The sequence below is a fragment of the Rouxiella sp. S1S-2 genome, from assembly GCF_009208105.1.
GTDB lineage: Bacteria > Pseudomonadota > Gammaproteobacteria > Enterobacterales > Enterobacteriaceae > Rouxiella.
This window is the reverse complement of record NZ_WFKL01000001.1, coordinates 558,341-571,132: the sequence shown is the minus strand read 5'-3', so window position 1 is coordinate 571,132 and position 12,792 is coordinate 558,341. Positions and strand designations below refer to the sequence as shown.

Here is a 12,792-nt window from a genome sequence, read left to right as displayed (position 1 = left end):
AAAGACTATGACAGCCTGCAAGCCGGGGGAGAAGTGGCGCTCGTCGGCGCAGGTCCGGGCGATGCCGGTTTGTTAACGCTTAAGGCCCTACAGCAAATGCAGCTCGCCGATGTGGTGGTCTATGACCGGCTAGTGTCCGATGAGGTGTTAAACCTCGTACGGCATGACGCAGAGCGAATTTTTGTCGGTAAGGCGTCGGGCAATCACTGCGTTCCACAGCAGCAGATCAATCAAATTTTGGTTGAACAGGCGCAGCGCGGTAAACGCGTGGTGCGTCTCAAAGGCGGCGACCCGTTCATCTTTGGCCGCGGTGGCGAAGAGCTTGAAGCGCTGGCAGCCGCAGGTATCCGCTTTTCCGTGGTGCCCGGCATTACGGCGGCATCGGGCTGCTCGGCCTACAGCGGCATCCCCCTCACCCATCGCGACCATGCACAGAGTGTCAGGCTGATAACCGGCCACGCCAAACAAGACGGCGTTCTCGACTGGCCGTGTCTGGCGCAGGGAAAACAAACGCTGGTGTTTTATATGGGACTCTCGCAGGCAGGAGAAATTCAGCACCAGCTTACCCAACACGGTTTAGCGGTGAACACGCCGGTGGCATTGATTGAAAACGGCACCACTGCGGCCCAGCGCGTTTTCACCGGGGAGCTGTGGCAGCTCAGCGCATTAGCTACGCAGGTTATCAGCCCGAGCCTGATTATCATCGGTGGCGTGGTGCAATTGAGAAGTACGCTTAATTGGTTTCCAGGCAACGGGTCGCGGTGACCCAAAAAAACCCCTTATAACTTTATGCGCACAATCCCTTATTAAACGCTATTACCTAGTGTTTAAATACCTATCTTTACATTTAAGTGGAATTAAACTGCGTAAAAATTAACCCGCACGAAATATGATCCTTTCTACAAATCCTTTTTGGAACATAAGTTCATCTAACCATTTATTTCTCCTAAAAAAAGCATAAAACACTACCCAAAGTGTAATTTTACACACATCGAACTAATATTTGAAATGCGTCAATCCGGACGTAATTTATGCGGAGGATTGCATTATGCGCTCTGAAAATAATATGAGTCAGATGAGTAAAATTGCTACGGCTGTTCTTTTCTCACTCGCGCTTGCCGCATGTAGTGGAGGAGGAGGCGGCTCACATACCACCGCAAAAACCGGGACTTCCGGTTCTGCGACAACCGGGACTGATGGCTCGGGAACAGCATCAACCGGCTCCGGCACCACCTCGAGCGGTGACGGCACAACCACGACCGGTGGCACCGGCACAACGGCTGGCAATGGCGGTACTGGAACAGGAACGGGTACCGGCGTTGGGACAGGAACGGGTACCGGTTCCGGTAGCGGTGGAAACGGGACGGGAACGGGTGGAACCGGCACAGGCACCTCAACCACGCTGGTTACCGGCAGTATTCTAGGCAGTACCGGCGGTGCGGTCAGCGGGGTGGGTAATCAGGTCAGCAGTATCGCCACCCAAACGCCTATCAGCAATATCCCGATTGCCGGTCAAGGCGTGGCTACCGTGCTCAACAGCACTGGTGTCGCCGTTTCAAATATTGGCAGCGGCGTAACAAACGGCGTCGGGCAATTCGGTTCAAATCCTAATGCCATTGGCGTCACCGCCGCCGGTGTTCCCACTGCCGTGGCTAGCCTCGGCACCGGCGTCTCCGGGCTTGGAACTTCACTTGCCAGCAACGGCGCAACAACGCCTCTTGCCGGTGTCACCACACCAACCGGTGGACTGGTCAACAAAGTCGGCACCGTCGTCACCGCGACCGGTACGGGATTGGCCAATAACTTAACCACCGGCTCCACCTCGCAAATTACTACCGGCGCGACCGGCATTGTGACGCCAGTTCTTTCATCCGTTCAAACCACTACCCAAACTGTCGGTTCGGCAACAGGGTTAGGCGCCCCGGTCAGCTCACTGTTGGGGAACGTAGGTAACACCGTGGCCGCGACAGGTACCCAGGTATCAACTAACGCACCAGCGATAGCGGGCGTGGGGTCAACCGTCACCCACGTCGGGAATGCAGTGACACAGACCGGCGGTGTGGTCTCTTCAGGCAATAGCGCCAACGGGGGGCTATTAGGCAAAGTGGTTACCACCGTCACTACGCTGCCCAATACGCTAGCCACCTTAAACACTCAAAAATAAATCTTAATCAACGGGATAGGCACGATCTGCCCTGCGCAGCGCGTGCCTTGGTTAATACACCTGTCGTAGTCATGTTGTTGCAGCTTATACCTATGCGATAAAGGAATTTCCATGAGAATAAAAACCTGCATAGTTGTTTTAATGGGATCGGCTATCGGCTACACCTCGGCCGAAATGTTCCCTACTCTCATCGACCCCAATAACCCGGCTAAACTCGCCACACCTGTTTCAGAACCCAGCATGCCCAAATCGTCGCCAAAAATCAGCCTTTCTACACCCAAACTCTCGCCTGCATTTACCCCAAGCACCTTGGTGGAAGTAAAACATCTGCAGTTTATTGGCGGCACGCGCTACTCCTTGGGGGAGTTAACGCAGCCATTTCTAAAATTCGTCGGTAAGAAAGTGGCGCTGAGCGAACTGCTGGCTGCCGCCGACAGCCTGACGCAGCGCTATCATCACGACGGCTACGTGCTGTCTTATGCCTATCTGCCTTCAGACAACTTTCAGGACGGCGTTCTTAAGGTGGGATTGGTTGAAGGCTACGTGTCGAACACTCAGGTTCACAGTGATAACACACAGGTGGGTATTTGGCTCAGTAAACTGTCGCAAAAAATCATGGCAGAGAAGCCGTTAACCGGGGACACCTTTGAGCGCTATAGCCTGCTGATGGCGCGCACGCCCGACACCAAAGTGACCGCCAGTGCCAAGAATCCTGACAATATTTACGGCGCCACCGTGATGGATGTTGAGGCCAAAAGGACGCGTAACTGGAATGTCATTACCTCGGTGGATTCGCGCAAAGGCGAAACCGACGGCGTGATTAATGCCACGCTGAGTGGCTTAAGCCAATACGGTGAGCAGCTGGGCGTGGCTACCTTGCTGCCCCTAAGTGGGTCAACCGAGAAAAAATACGCCGGCCTGAACTATCAACAGTACTTGGGGGATGACGGTTTATTGATGCAGCTGAAGGGCAGCTATTTTCAACAAAATGATAAAGACTTCAATACGCTGCAAACCTTACCCAATAATATTAACGTCGATTACAAGGCCAAGCAGACCCAATATAACGGCGGTTTTACCCTGAGCTACCCCTTGGAGTTAACGCGTAAAACGCAGTGGACCTTGAGCGGCGGCGCGGACTATCTGTACAAAAAATACAACTACGACTTAAAAGCCGCGGCAAACGGGCAGGACATCCCTCTTGAGAGTATCAATCAATACGTCCGCTACCCGGCCGTGGAGCTGTCGCTGAACGGTTACCGTGAATACAGTCAGTTTTACTGGAATGCGCGGTTCAATGTCCGCCAAGGGATCGACAGCCTTGGGGCGAGCCGCACCACGCCAAACACCGATTTGACCTTTACTCGCTGGCGCTTCAACGGTGAAAGCGCCTACCTGTTCGACAAAAAATGGCGGCTGAGCACGTCGTGGGAGGGGGACTGGTCGGATAAAAATCTACCGGAGCCAGAGCGCGCCAGCTTCGGTGCCATGCACTATGGCCGAGGCTATCAGGACGGCGAGGCGACGGGTGATTACGGATTTGGCGGGCAGGTCGAGATGCGTTATATCCATGATATTGAACAAGGAGTGTGGCTCAAAACCTTACAGCCCTATGTTGTGATGGACACCGCGCACACTGGCTTTAACCAGCCGGGGATACGCAAACAAAACTTGGCGTCTTATGCGCTAGGGATAACCTTGGCGGATAATAAACACTATTCAATTTCCGTTGAGGCCGCTCGCCCCATCGCCGATGTGCCACTCGACAGCAACAACCGCGCCTGGCGTTTTAATGCCACCTTCACTTACAACTTCAACAATGACAGCTAATGAAAAATCACGACTTAGGGCAGTGGCATAAATAAAAACGTGCCTTGCTGATAGCGAATGCCAAAATGCTCCTCAAAGGCGGCCCAACCGGTCGCCGTCACTTTCAACGATCGCGTGTCGGGTAGACGAACCAGCCATTTCCAGGCTAAAAACGCCGTCAATAGGCGGGCGCCCAGCGGGCCGGCAAGATGATATTGCCGTTCAGTCCAGTCGAGACATTGGCGCATGTTATCGGCCTGATCTGAAATAGCATGGCTAATTTCAACGCCCCGTTGTTCAAGCCAATTATGTCCCGCATCGCTCAAGATGTAGCACTGATTACCCTCCACCAGCAGTCCACGATTTAGCATTCCCTGAGTCATAGCGACGCCAATCTGACCCGCCAGATGATCGTAACAACAGCGGGCAAACCGCAGATCTTTGGCGGAGCGATTGGGTGTAGTCAGCCATTGTGATCCAACCGGACCGACCGACGCCAAACTTTCAAGAAGATGTGAGACATGCGGTCCGGCAAGCTGGTAATAGCGATGGCGGCCCACTGCCTCAACGGTCACTAAGCCGCCCTCGCGCAGTTTGCCAAGGTGAAAACTCGCCGTTTGCGCCGTAATGCCTGCCGCGTCGGCCAATGCGCTGGAGGAAAGAGACTCACCGCCGGACAGGGCTATCAACATCACTGAACGAACCGGCTCGGCAATCAGGTGAGCAACAACGGAGATGCGAAATTGGTTCATTGTGTCCATCTTTCAGTGGGATAAGTTACGATAATAGGAAATACAACACTTCGACACGCCTCGAATCATTATTTGGCGGCGGCGGGCTATAGTCAATCCATCTCACGCTATGGACCTCAGCCTTTGCCAATCGACAATGCTATCACCGCCCAAAAAGGGTTAGTTGCCGCCACCTGCCTCAGCTACGTTATCGTGATACTCGACACCTCAATTGTTAACGTTGGCCTCGCCCCTCTTGCCTCCACTCTGCAAACCACCGTGTCCGGACTGCAGTGGGTAGTGAATGCCTACACCTTAACCTTTGCCAGCCTGCTGCTCGGCGGCGGGTCGCTGGGTGATAAATTTGGCGCAAAAAAAACGTATCTTATCGGATTACTGCTTTTTGCCGCCGCCTCGGCAGGATGTGGACTGTCCTCCACCCTTCCCGCTCTTATTTTCGGCAGAATATTGCAGGGTGTAGGCGCGTCTCTGCTGGTACCCTCCTCGTTGGCGTTGATTAACAACGCGTTTTCCAACACGCATGGCCGAGCCAAAGCCATCGGCGTCTGGGCCGGTTGCGGAGGTATCGCCATGGCGGCGGGTCCACTATTAGGTGGGGTTCTGATCCACTTTTTTGGCTGGCGAAGTATTTTTCTGCTCAATGTGCCGATTGCCCTGCTTGCCGCACTGCTGGCGGTGCGCATCCCCGCCCCCGCTTCCCCCACTCACCGGAAACCGATAGATTTGAGCGGGCAGCTGCTCGCGATTATCTCGCTGGCGACGTCGATTGCCGTCCTGATTGAAATGGCGCCACGCGGCTGGCACGACCCTCTCATACAGCTTGGCACGGCAGTGGCGTTAGGCGCCTGCGGACTTTTCGTCATGGTCGAGCGTCGCTGCAAACAGCCGATGCTACCGATGAACTTGTTTCGTCTTGCAGAATTCTCCGCCTCGGCGCTGGTGTCGCTCATTTCGGGGTTAGTATTTTATGGACTCTTTTTCCTGTTGAGTCTTTATTTTCAGCAGGTTCGCGGATGGACACCGCTGGATACTGGGCTAGCCTTTCTTCCTCTGACCCTGCTGGTGACATTAGGCAGTTTTAGCGCGGGTAAAATTAACCGACTCATCGGGCCGCTTTGGCTGATTGCCGGTTGCTGCGGTTTATATGCCGCCGGCTTTGCGGGGCTGCTGTTCATGGGGGAAAACGCACCTTACTGGCGTATTGCCCTGTGTTTTCCGGCACTGGGACTGGCAGCAGGAGTGATAACACCGGTCGCAACGGCCTCACTGATGGGCAGTATCAAAAAAGACAGGGCAGGCATCGCAGCAGGCGTGCTGAACGCCAGTCGGCAAACGGGGTCGGCGCTGGGGGTCGCAATTTTTGGCAGCTTAATGATGTCGATTCAATCCTTTACCACCGGCCTGCACCTCGCCCTCTGCGTCGCTATCGCGCTGTCAGTACTGGCAGGCGTCTTGTGGACCGCGATATTATTACCCAGCTCCAGCCATAAAAAAACCACGCCCTAAAGACGTGGTTTTGATAGAACATTTCCAGAATCAAATCGGAAGTATTTGGCTTTGCAGCAAGGTGGCAAGCTTGGGCATCCCGATGAGCTGACACAGGTCAGTGATTCGGGGGACCAAGCAAAGCCAACGCAGCCGTGGATCCAAGAACGAAGGATTTACGGTGCAGGGACAAAACCGATGGCTTCATACACCTTCTTCAACGTTACCTGAGCACGCGAGCGCGCTTTTTCAGCCCCCTCACGCATCACCTGTTGCAAGAAAGCTTCGTCGGCGCGGTACTGGTGAAAACGCTCCTGCAGACCGGTCAGCATCTCGGAAACCGCTTCTGCCACAGCACCTTTCAAGTGACCATACATCTGACCTTCAAACTCCGCTTCCAGCTCGGCAATGCTCTTGCCGTTCACCCCTGAGAGAATATCCAGCAGGTTGGAAACGCCCGGCTTGGCGACCTGATCGTAACGAATGACCGGCGGCTCTTCCGAGTCCGTCATGGCGCGTTTGATTTTTTTGGTCACAGACTTGGTGTCTTCGAGCAGGCCAATCACGTTGTTGCGGTTGTCGTCTGACTTGGACATCTTCTTGGTCGGGTCCTGCAATGACATCACGCGGGCACCAGACTTCGGAATAAACGGCTCGGGAACGGCAAAGGTGTCGCCATAAAGCGCGTTGAAACGACCTGCGATATCGCGACTCAGCTCCAGATGCTGCTTCTGGTCTTCACCTACCGGCACCTGATTGGTCTGGTACAGTAGAATGTCGGCCGCCATCAGCACCGGATAGTCAAACAGACCGGCGTTGATGTTTTCAGCGTAGCGCGCAGACTTGTCTTTAAACTGCGTCATGCGGCTCAGTTCACCAAAATAAGTGTAGCAGTTCAGCGCCCAACCGAGCTGGGAGTGCTCGGCCACGTGTGACTGAACAAAAATCGTGCTCTTCTTGGGATCAATACCGCAGGCGAGATACAGCGCCAGGGTGTCGAGGGTGGCTTTGCGTAATTGAGCAGGATCTTGACGTGCAGTAATTGCGTGCAGGTCAACGATGCAGTAAATGCAGTCAAAGTCATCTTGCATTTTAACCCATTGACGCAGAGCACCCATGTAGTTACCAATGCTCAATTCACCAGAAGGTTGTGCGCCACTAAAGACGATGGGTTTACTCATTTTTTAAGCTTCCTGATCCTTTAAAGAGGGTAGCCCTAAGGTGGGCAAAAGGTCGGCAAAACATTCGAGAACCCGGTCGGGTTTACTCAGCGCGATGTCTTCACCGTAATTATAACCGTAGGTCATGCCCACACACTGACAACCCGCCGCCTGCGCCGCCTGAATGTCATTGCGTGAATCGCCCACAAACACCAGCTCACTGGCACGCAGGCCCAAATTGGCCAGCATCAGGTACAGCGGAGCGGGATGCGGTTTTTTTTGCACCACGTCGTCACCGCCCAGCACCTGGGAAAATAAACCGTCAAGACCCAACGACACCAGCAGCGGCGCAACAAAAGGCGTCGGCTTGTTGGTTATCAGGCCCAGCGGAATACCTGCCGCCGCGAGCGCATGCAGCGTTTCTTTTACCTGCGGATAGAGTTTGCTGCCACCGGCGGCGGTCTCGGCATAGTAATGGTCAAATTTGTCACGTACGCTCAGACAGAATGCGGGACTGAGATCACCTTCGGCCCAGCGCACCGCGCGCTCTACCATGACGTCGGCACCGTTACCAATCCAGGTGCTGACGCGCGCTATGCCCGCTTTTTGCAGCCCAACGTCTTCCAGTGCGCGGTCTACCGCCTCTGCCAGGCCCGGCGCGCTGTCAACCAGCGTGCCGTCGAGGTCAAAAGCGACACCCTGCGGGGAAAGAGTCTCACTCATGGGAAACCTTAGCCAGTTCGCTGCGCATGCTGTCGATCACTGTGCGGTAGTCAGGCTGGCTAAAGATAGCCGAACCGGCAACAAACATGTCGGCGCCGGCAGCCGCAATTTCACCGATATTGTCGATTTTTACGCCGCCGTCGATTTCGAGGCGAATGTCGTAGCCGCTTTCGTCAATGCGCTGGCGCACCTGGCGCAGTTTATCGAGCGTGGCGGGAATAAAGGTCTGTCCACCAAAGCCTGGGTTAATCGACATCAGCAGAATCACGTCGAGCTTGTCCATCACGTAGTCTAGATAGCTCAGCGGGGTCGTTGGCGTAAACACCAGTCCTGCCTTGCAGCCATGTGATTTGATGAGTTGCAAAGTACGGTCAACGTGTAGCGTGGCTTCAGGATGGAAAGTAATGTAGGTCGCACCTGCTTCGGCAAACTGTGGGATCAGACTGTCGACCGGCATCACCATCAGGTGAACGTCAATCGGTTTATTAATCCCTTTGTCTTGCAGATACTTATGCAAAGACTGGCAGACGTTTGGACCGATAGTCAGATTCGGTACATAGTGATTATCCATGACATCGAAATGCACCACGTCGCCGCCTGCTTCCAATGCCTTGACGGTGTCTTCACCCAGGCGGGCAAAGTCAGCCGCAAGAATGGATGGAGCAATCAAAAACTTTTTCATCCGCATCTCCTACGCTTTACGTTTAGTTAGCTATACAAAGCCAAAAGCTCGGTTACCTTGCTGCGCTGCAATATGTTACTGCTGATGGTGCGTCTTGCGGTCACGACATGCAGCACCGCAGAGGCATACCAGTCACGGGTCAATTCAGTATCGTGGTTCGATATTAATACCGGCACACGCTGCTCCAAGGAAAGTTGCTCGGCCATTCGGGCGAGGTTTTTCTGGTCAGTCATGCTAAAGCTGTTGGTGTGGTAAGCGGTAAAGTTCGCCGTAGCCGAAAGCGGCACATACGGCGGGTCGCAATACACCACGGAACCCTTTTCAGCTTTCAACAGAGTTTGCTGGTAATGTTCACACACAAACTGTGCATTCTGTGCTTTTTCAGAGAACCAATGCAATTCGTCCTCGGGGAAATAAGGTTTTTTATAGCGCCCAAAAGGCACATTAAACGATCCACTGAGGTTGTAGCGACAAAGTCCATTGTAACAATGGCGATTAAGATATAAAAAAAGCAGCGAACGACGGTAACTGTCAGTGCTGGCATTGAACTCTGCCCTGAGCTGATAGTACCGTTCGGACTGATTAAACTCTGGAGTAAAAAGCTCTCTTGCGTCACGAATGAACTCTACATGACGCAATTTTACGATGTTGTACAACGCAATCAAATCGTTGTTAATGTCGGCCAGAATATAGGCTTCATAATCAGTGTTAAGAAACACAGATCCCGCACCAACAAAAGGCTCAATCAAGCAATCTCCCGCTGGCAGATAACGTTTGATGTCATCAACCAGCGGATATTTACCACCAGCCCATTTTAAAAAAGCGCGGTTCTTCTTCATGCCGTCAGTTAGCTACTTATACAATTCACAGCCGCGGATTGTACCCTGTTTTAGACAGCACATCGCGTACAGATCAGATTCATTTTTTAAGGTCTTGCTGTACTTGATGTACAGGCTTAACCCACGGTTTTTTCGCTTGAACGTCGGCAGGTAAACTGGCTATCGCGCGTTTTGCTTCGGCAGAAGACGCATAGTTACCGCTGACTAATACAAACCAGGGTTTGCCATCGCGTGCGGTCTGATAGACGGTGTAGTTTTTAAGCCCCTGCTGACGAGCAAAAGTATTCAAAGAGTTAGCCTGCGATGCACCGCTAAGCTGCAGGGTAAAATGGCTACCTGGTGCAGATTTCAGCGCGGCAGCGCTGCCCGACTCGACGCTCGTTCTTGCGGGAGCAGCGGCATGATGCTCTGCTTCTCCTTTGATTTCAGGCTTACGCACAGGCTCCGCGGCCTTGGCAATTGGCTTTCTGGCTGGCGTAGTGTGTTCGGTACGACGTTCGGTGCGATGTTCAACGGCGGTGGTTTTTTCCGGCGTGCGGTGTGCAGGACGCGGTGTCACTGCGGCCGGCGCGCGGCCTTTAAGGCTGCTGTTGATAGTAGCCGGTGCCGTTGGTAATGAGGTCAGAGACTGATTGCCCGCATTAATGCCATCCTGAGCAGCGGCGTTAACCTGCCCCTGCTGCTGGGAAAGCGCATCGTTAATATCGCCCGGCAGGTCTACGCGCTCTTTCTGACCGTTATCGGCCTGAGGCTGAGCCTGCGTCGGGGTAGAAGAAATAGGCGGCAGACCGATGCTTTTCGGCTGCGAAGACGCATTGGCATCAGACTGAGTCGCAGACGAAGGTGTCTGAGCATTAGGCGTTGCTGGCGTGCTGCTCGCGGTTGACGCATCACTGCTCGAACCAGAAAGATTAATATCTTTCGGCCCGTTAGAAGGCGCAGCAGCGTTATTTTGAGCCGGAGACTTCAGCGCAGAGCCGATCCCCAGAATCAACAGCAGCAGCACAATAATGCCAATACCAATCATTAAATACTGACGGGATACCGCAAGCTTTGGTGCAGGCGAAGACTGTTTACGCGAGCGCTGTGGGCGGCGGTCGCTGGTATCTGGCTTAAGATCGTCTTCCGGTGTTAAATCGTCCATCTAAAATCCTCCAACCCGTCTGAATTTCAAGGCACCCGGCAATCTTCAATCGAGGCCAACACCATGTCATGAGGTACGCCTTTGCGCACTTCAGATTGCCCCACTGCCGTTGGCAGAACCAGGCGCAACTCACCGGCCAATACTTTTTTATCGCGCATCATGTGTGGCAGATAAGACTCGGCGGTCATCTCCTGCGGGCCGCTGACAGGCAAGCCTGCGCGTACCAGCAAAGACTTCACACGCTCGATGTCCTGCAGACTGAACTGACCAAGACGATGCGCGGTATAACAGGCCATAACCATGCCGGCGGCGATGGCTTCGCCGTGTAGCCAGTTGCCATAGCCCATTGCAGCTTCAATAGCATGGCCGTAGGTGTGACCCAGATTGAGCAAGGCACGCATGCCGTGTTCGTGCTCATCAGCGGCCACAACCTCGGCTTTCAGCTCGCAGCAACGACGAATGCAGTAAGAAAGCGCGGTGATATCGAGCGCTAACAGTGCATCGAGGTTGTTCTCGAGCCAAACGAAGAAATCGGCATCCAGAATAATGCCGTATTTGATAACCTCTGCCAGACCAGAAGAAAGTTCACGCGCTGGCAGAGTACGCAGGCAGTCTACATCGACCACGACCGAAGCAGGTTGATAAAATGCCCCAATCATGTTCTTGCCTAACGGATGGTTGACGGCAGTTTTGCCCCCAACGGAAGAGTCAACCTGAGAAAGCAGCGTGGTGGGCACCTGTATAAAGCGCACACCACGTTGATAGCTAGCCGCAGCAAAGCCGGTCAAATCACCCACAACACCGCCGCCAAGCGCGATGAGCGTGGTATCACGACCATGAGGTTTTTCCAGTAACGCCGAAAAAACTTCATTAAGAACAGACAGGGATTTGTACTGTTCGCCATCAGGCAGAATCACCTGATCAACACGAACGCCTGCCTGCTCCAGCACTGAACGAACTTTGTCCAGATAGAGAGGTGCCAATGTCTGGTTTGTAACCAGCATGACTTGATCACCCGCCTTTACAGGCATAAAAGAAGCCGGATCGTTAAACAATCCGGCGGCAATCGTAATGGGATAACTACGTTCCCCTAACGTTACAGTAATCCTCTCCATGTCGTGCTCAATGACCTTCTTAACTTACACCCTCAGGCTATGGTGGAATACCAAAATTAATTGCTTTCAATCATGTTAATGATTTGATTAGCAACAACTTTGGCGCTTTGGTCGTCAGTACGGATTGTCACGTCCGCTATCTCTTCGTACAGCGGGTTGCGCTCTGCCGCAAGTGCTTCAAGCACTTCACGTGGCGGAGAACTCACCTGCAACAAAGGACGTTTCTTGTCACGTTGAGTACGTGCCAGCTGTTTTTCAATTGTAGTTTCTAAATATACGACGACGCCGCGGGCTGACAAGCGGTTACGCGTTTCACGTGATTTCACGGATCCGCCACCAGTTGCCAGAACGATGCCTTGTTTTTCGGTGAGCTCGTTGATCACTTTCTCTTCGCGGTCGCGGAATCCTTCCTCACCTTCCAAATCAAATACCCAGCCCACATCAGCTCCGGTACGTCGCTCAATTTCGTGATCGGAGTCAAAAAACTCCATATTGAGTTGTTGAGCTAACTGTCGACCAATAGTGCTTTTGCCGGCACCCATAGGCCCAACCAGAAAGATATTGCGTTTCTCTGCCATGTTTTTCGGTATTACTAAGACAATTCGTTGATGATAACCCGCCCCGCCAATCACATCAGCGGCGGGACCTAAACTGAAACCTCATGAGCGATAGTGCGAGATCAGATGAAAATTATCTCAACACTCCTGGTAGTTTGGCAACCGAATAAACTACATGTAACTACTTAGCGCTCCGCAGGAGGGAAACCATACGTTTTTATCGGCGCGCTGGCATTAAAAAAATCTCGGTGCTCAATTCGGTAACCCTTGTAAGCTAAATCTGCCGCAGCGTCAAACTCAGAAGCCTTTCAAGACACAAAAAGTTGCATACGCTCAACGTTATTGTGCGGTTTCAGTCAGAC

Annotated in this window: 11 protein-coding genes and 1 pseudogene; 4 read left to right on the top strand and 8 right to left on the bottom strand. The window is 53.2% G+C overall.

Annotated features, from left to right (window positions below):
- Positions 1-27 precede the first annotated feature (27 nt).
- The 3 genes and pseudogenes from cobA to GA565_RS02585 form a co-directional block, all read left to right on the top strand.
- Positions 28-765 (top strand): annotated as a pseudogene (cobA, locus tag GA565_RS02595) (uroporphyrinogen-III C-methyltransferase); the annotation flags it as partial.
- Positions 766-1,048: 283 nt separating this feature from the next.
- A complete protein-coding gene (locus GA565_RS02590; RefSeq protein ID WP_226950896.1) occupies positions 1,049-2,164 on the top strand; it encodes a collagen-like triple helix repeat-containing protein in 1,116 nt (371 codons plus the stop codon).
- Between the two features lie 111 nt (positions 2,165-2,275).
- Positions 2,276-3,994 (top strand): ShlB/FhaC/HecB family hemolysin secretion/activation protein, encoded by a 1,719-nt coding sequence (locus tag GA565_RS02585; protein ID WP_152197263.1) that lies wholly within the window; start codon positions 2,276-2,278, stop codon positions 3,992-3,994.
- Positions 3,995-4,008: 14 nt separating this feature from the next.
- Here the strand turns inward: GA565_RS02585 and GA565_RS02580 are convergent, their stop codons facing one another.
- Positions 4,009-4,725, bottom strand: a complete 717-nt coding sequence (locus GA565_RS02580) for a helix-turn-helix transcriptional regulator (protein ID WP_152197262.1) — start codon at positions 4,723-4,725, stop codon at positions 4,009-4,011.
- A 123-nt stretch (positions 4,726-4,848) separates the two neighbouring features.
- Between GA565_RS02580 and GA565_RS02575 the strand changes: the two genes are divergently transcribed.
- The gene (locus GA565_RS02575; RefSeq protein ID WP_226950895.1) at positions 4,849-6,231 is read left to right on the top strand and encodes an MFS transporter; all 1,383 of its coding nucleotides are present in this window, start codon (positions 4,849-4,851) and stop codon (positions 6,229-6,231) included.
- Between the two features lie 155 nt (positions 6,232-6,386).
- On the opposite strand, the gene trpS is transcribed toward GA565_RS02575, so the two are convergent.
- From trpS to aroK, 7 genes are all read right to left on the bottom strand, one after another.
- A complete protein-coding gene (gene trpS, locus GA565_RS02570) occupies positions 6,387-7,391 on the bottom strand; it encodes a tryptophan--tRNA ligase (RefSeq protein WP_152197261.1) in 1,005 nt (334 codons plus the stop codon).
- Between the two features lie 3 nt (positions 7,392-7,394).
- On the bottom strand, positions 7,395-8,093 hold the full coding sequence (locus GA565_RS02565) for a phosphoglycolate phosphatase (protein WP_152197260.1): 699 nt from the start codon (positions 8,091-8,093) through the stop codon (positions 7,395-7,397).
- On the bottom strand, positions 8,086-8,775 hold the full coding sequence (gene rpe, locus GA565_RS02560) for a ribulose-phosphate 3-epimerase (protein ID WP_152197259.1): 690 nt from the start codon (positions 8,773-8,775) through the stop codon (positions 8,086-8,088). The genes GA565_RS02565 and rpe overlap by 8 nt, the downstream gene beginning before the upstream one ends.
- Positions 8,776-8,801: 26 nt before the next feature.
- Positions 8,802-9,614, bottom strand: coding sequence for an adenine-specific DNA-methyltransferase (gene dam / locus GA565_RS02555; protein WP_055776128.1), 813 nt, complete (start codon positions 9,612-9,614; stop codon positions 8,802-8,804).
- 79 nt (positions 9,615-9,693) lie between these two features.
- On the bottom strand, positions 9,694-10,758 hold the full coding sequence (damX, locus tag GA565_RS02550) for a cell division protein DamX (protein ID WP_152197258.1): 1,065 nt from the start codon (positions 10,756-10,758) through the stop codon (positions 9,694-9,696).
- Between the two features lie 26 nt (positions 10,759-10,784).
- On the bottom strand, positions 10,785-11,873 hold the full coding sequence (gene aroB / locus GA565_RS02545) for a 3-dehydroquinate synthase (RefSeq protein ID WP_152197257.1): 1,089 nt from the start codon (positions 11,871-11,873) through the stop codon (positions 10,785-10,787).
- Between the two features lie 56 nt (positions 11,874-11,929).
- Positions 11,930-12,451: a shikimate kinase AroK gene (gene aroK / locus GA565_RS02540; RefSeq protein WP_055776120.1), complete on the bottom strand. Its 522-nt coding sequence runs from the start codon at positions 12,449-12,451 to the stop codon at positions 11,930-11,932.
- Positions 12,452-12,792 lie beyond the last annotated feature (341 nt).

Coding starts and splice junctions, on each gene's coding strand:
- GA565_RS02585 (WP_152197263.1), top strand. CDS start 2,276: ATGAGAATAAAAACCTGCATAGTTGTTTTAATGGGATCGGCTATCGGC.
- GA565_RS02565 (WP_152197260.1), bottom strand. CDS start 8,093: ATGAGTGAGACTCTTTCCCCGCAGGGTGTCGCTTTTGACCTCGACGGC.
- aroB (WP_152197257.1), bottom strand. CDS start 11,873: ATGGAGAGGATTACTGTAACGTTAGGGGAACGTAGTTATCCCATTACG.
- GA565_RS02590 (WP_226950896.1), top strand. CDS start 1,049: ATGCGCTCTGAAAATAATATGAGTCAGATGAGTAAAATTGCTACGGCT.
- dam (WP_055776128.1), bottom strand. CDS start 9,614: ATGAAGAAGAACCGCGCTTTTTTAAAATGGGCTGGTGGTAAATATCCG.
- aroK (WP_055776120.1), bottom strand. CDS start 12,451: ATGGCAGAGAAACGCAATATCTTTCTGGTTGGGCCTATGGGTGCCGGC.
- rpe (WP_152197259.1), bottom strand. CDS start 8,775: ATGAAAAAGTTTTTGATTGCTCCATCCATTCTTGCGGCTGACTTTGCC.
- GA565_RS02580 (WP_152197262.1), bottom strand. CDS start 4,725: ATGAACCAATTTCGCATCTCCGTTGTTGCTCACCTGATTGCCGAGCCG.
- damX (WP_152197258.1), bottom strand. CDS start 10,758: ATGGACGATTTAACACCGGAAGACGATCTTAAGCCAGATACCAGCGAC.
- trpS (WP_152197261.1), bottom strand. CDS start 7,391: ATGAGTAAACCCATCGTCTTTAGTGGCGCACAACCTTCTGGTGAATTG.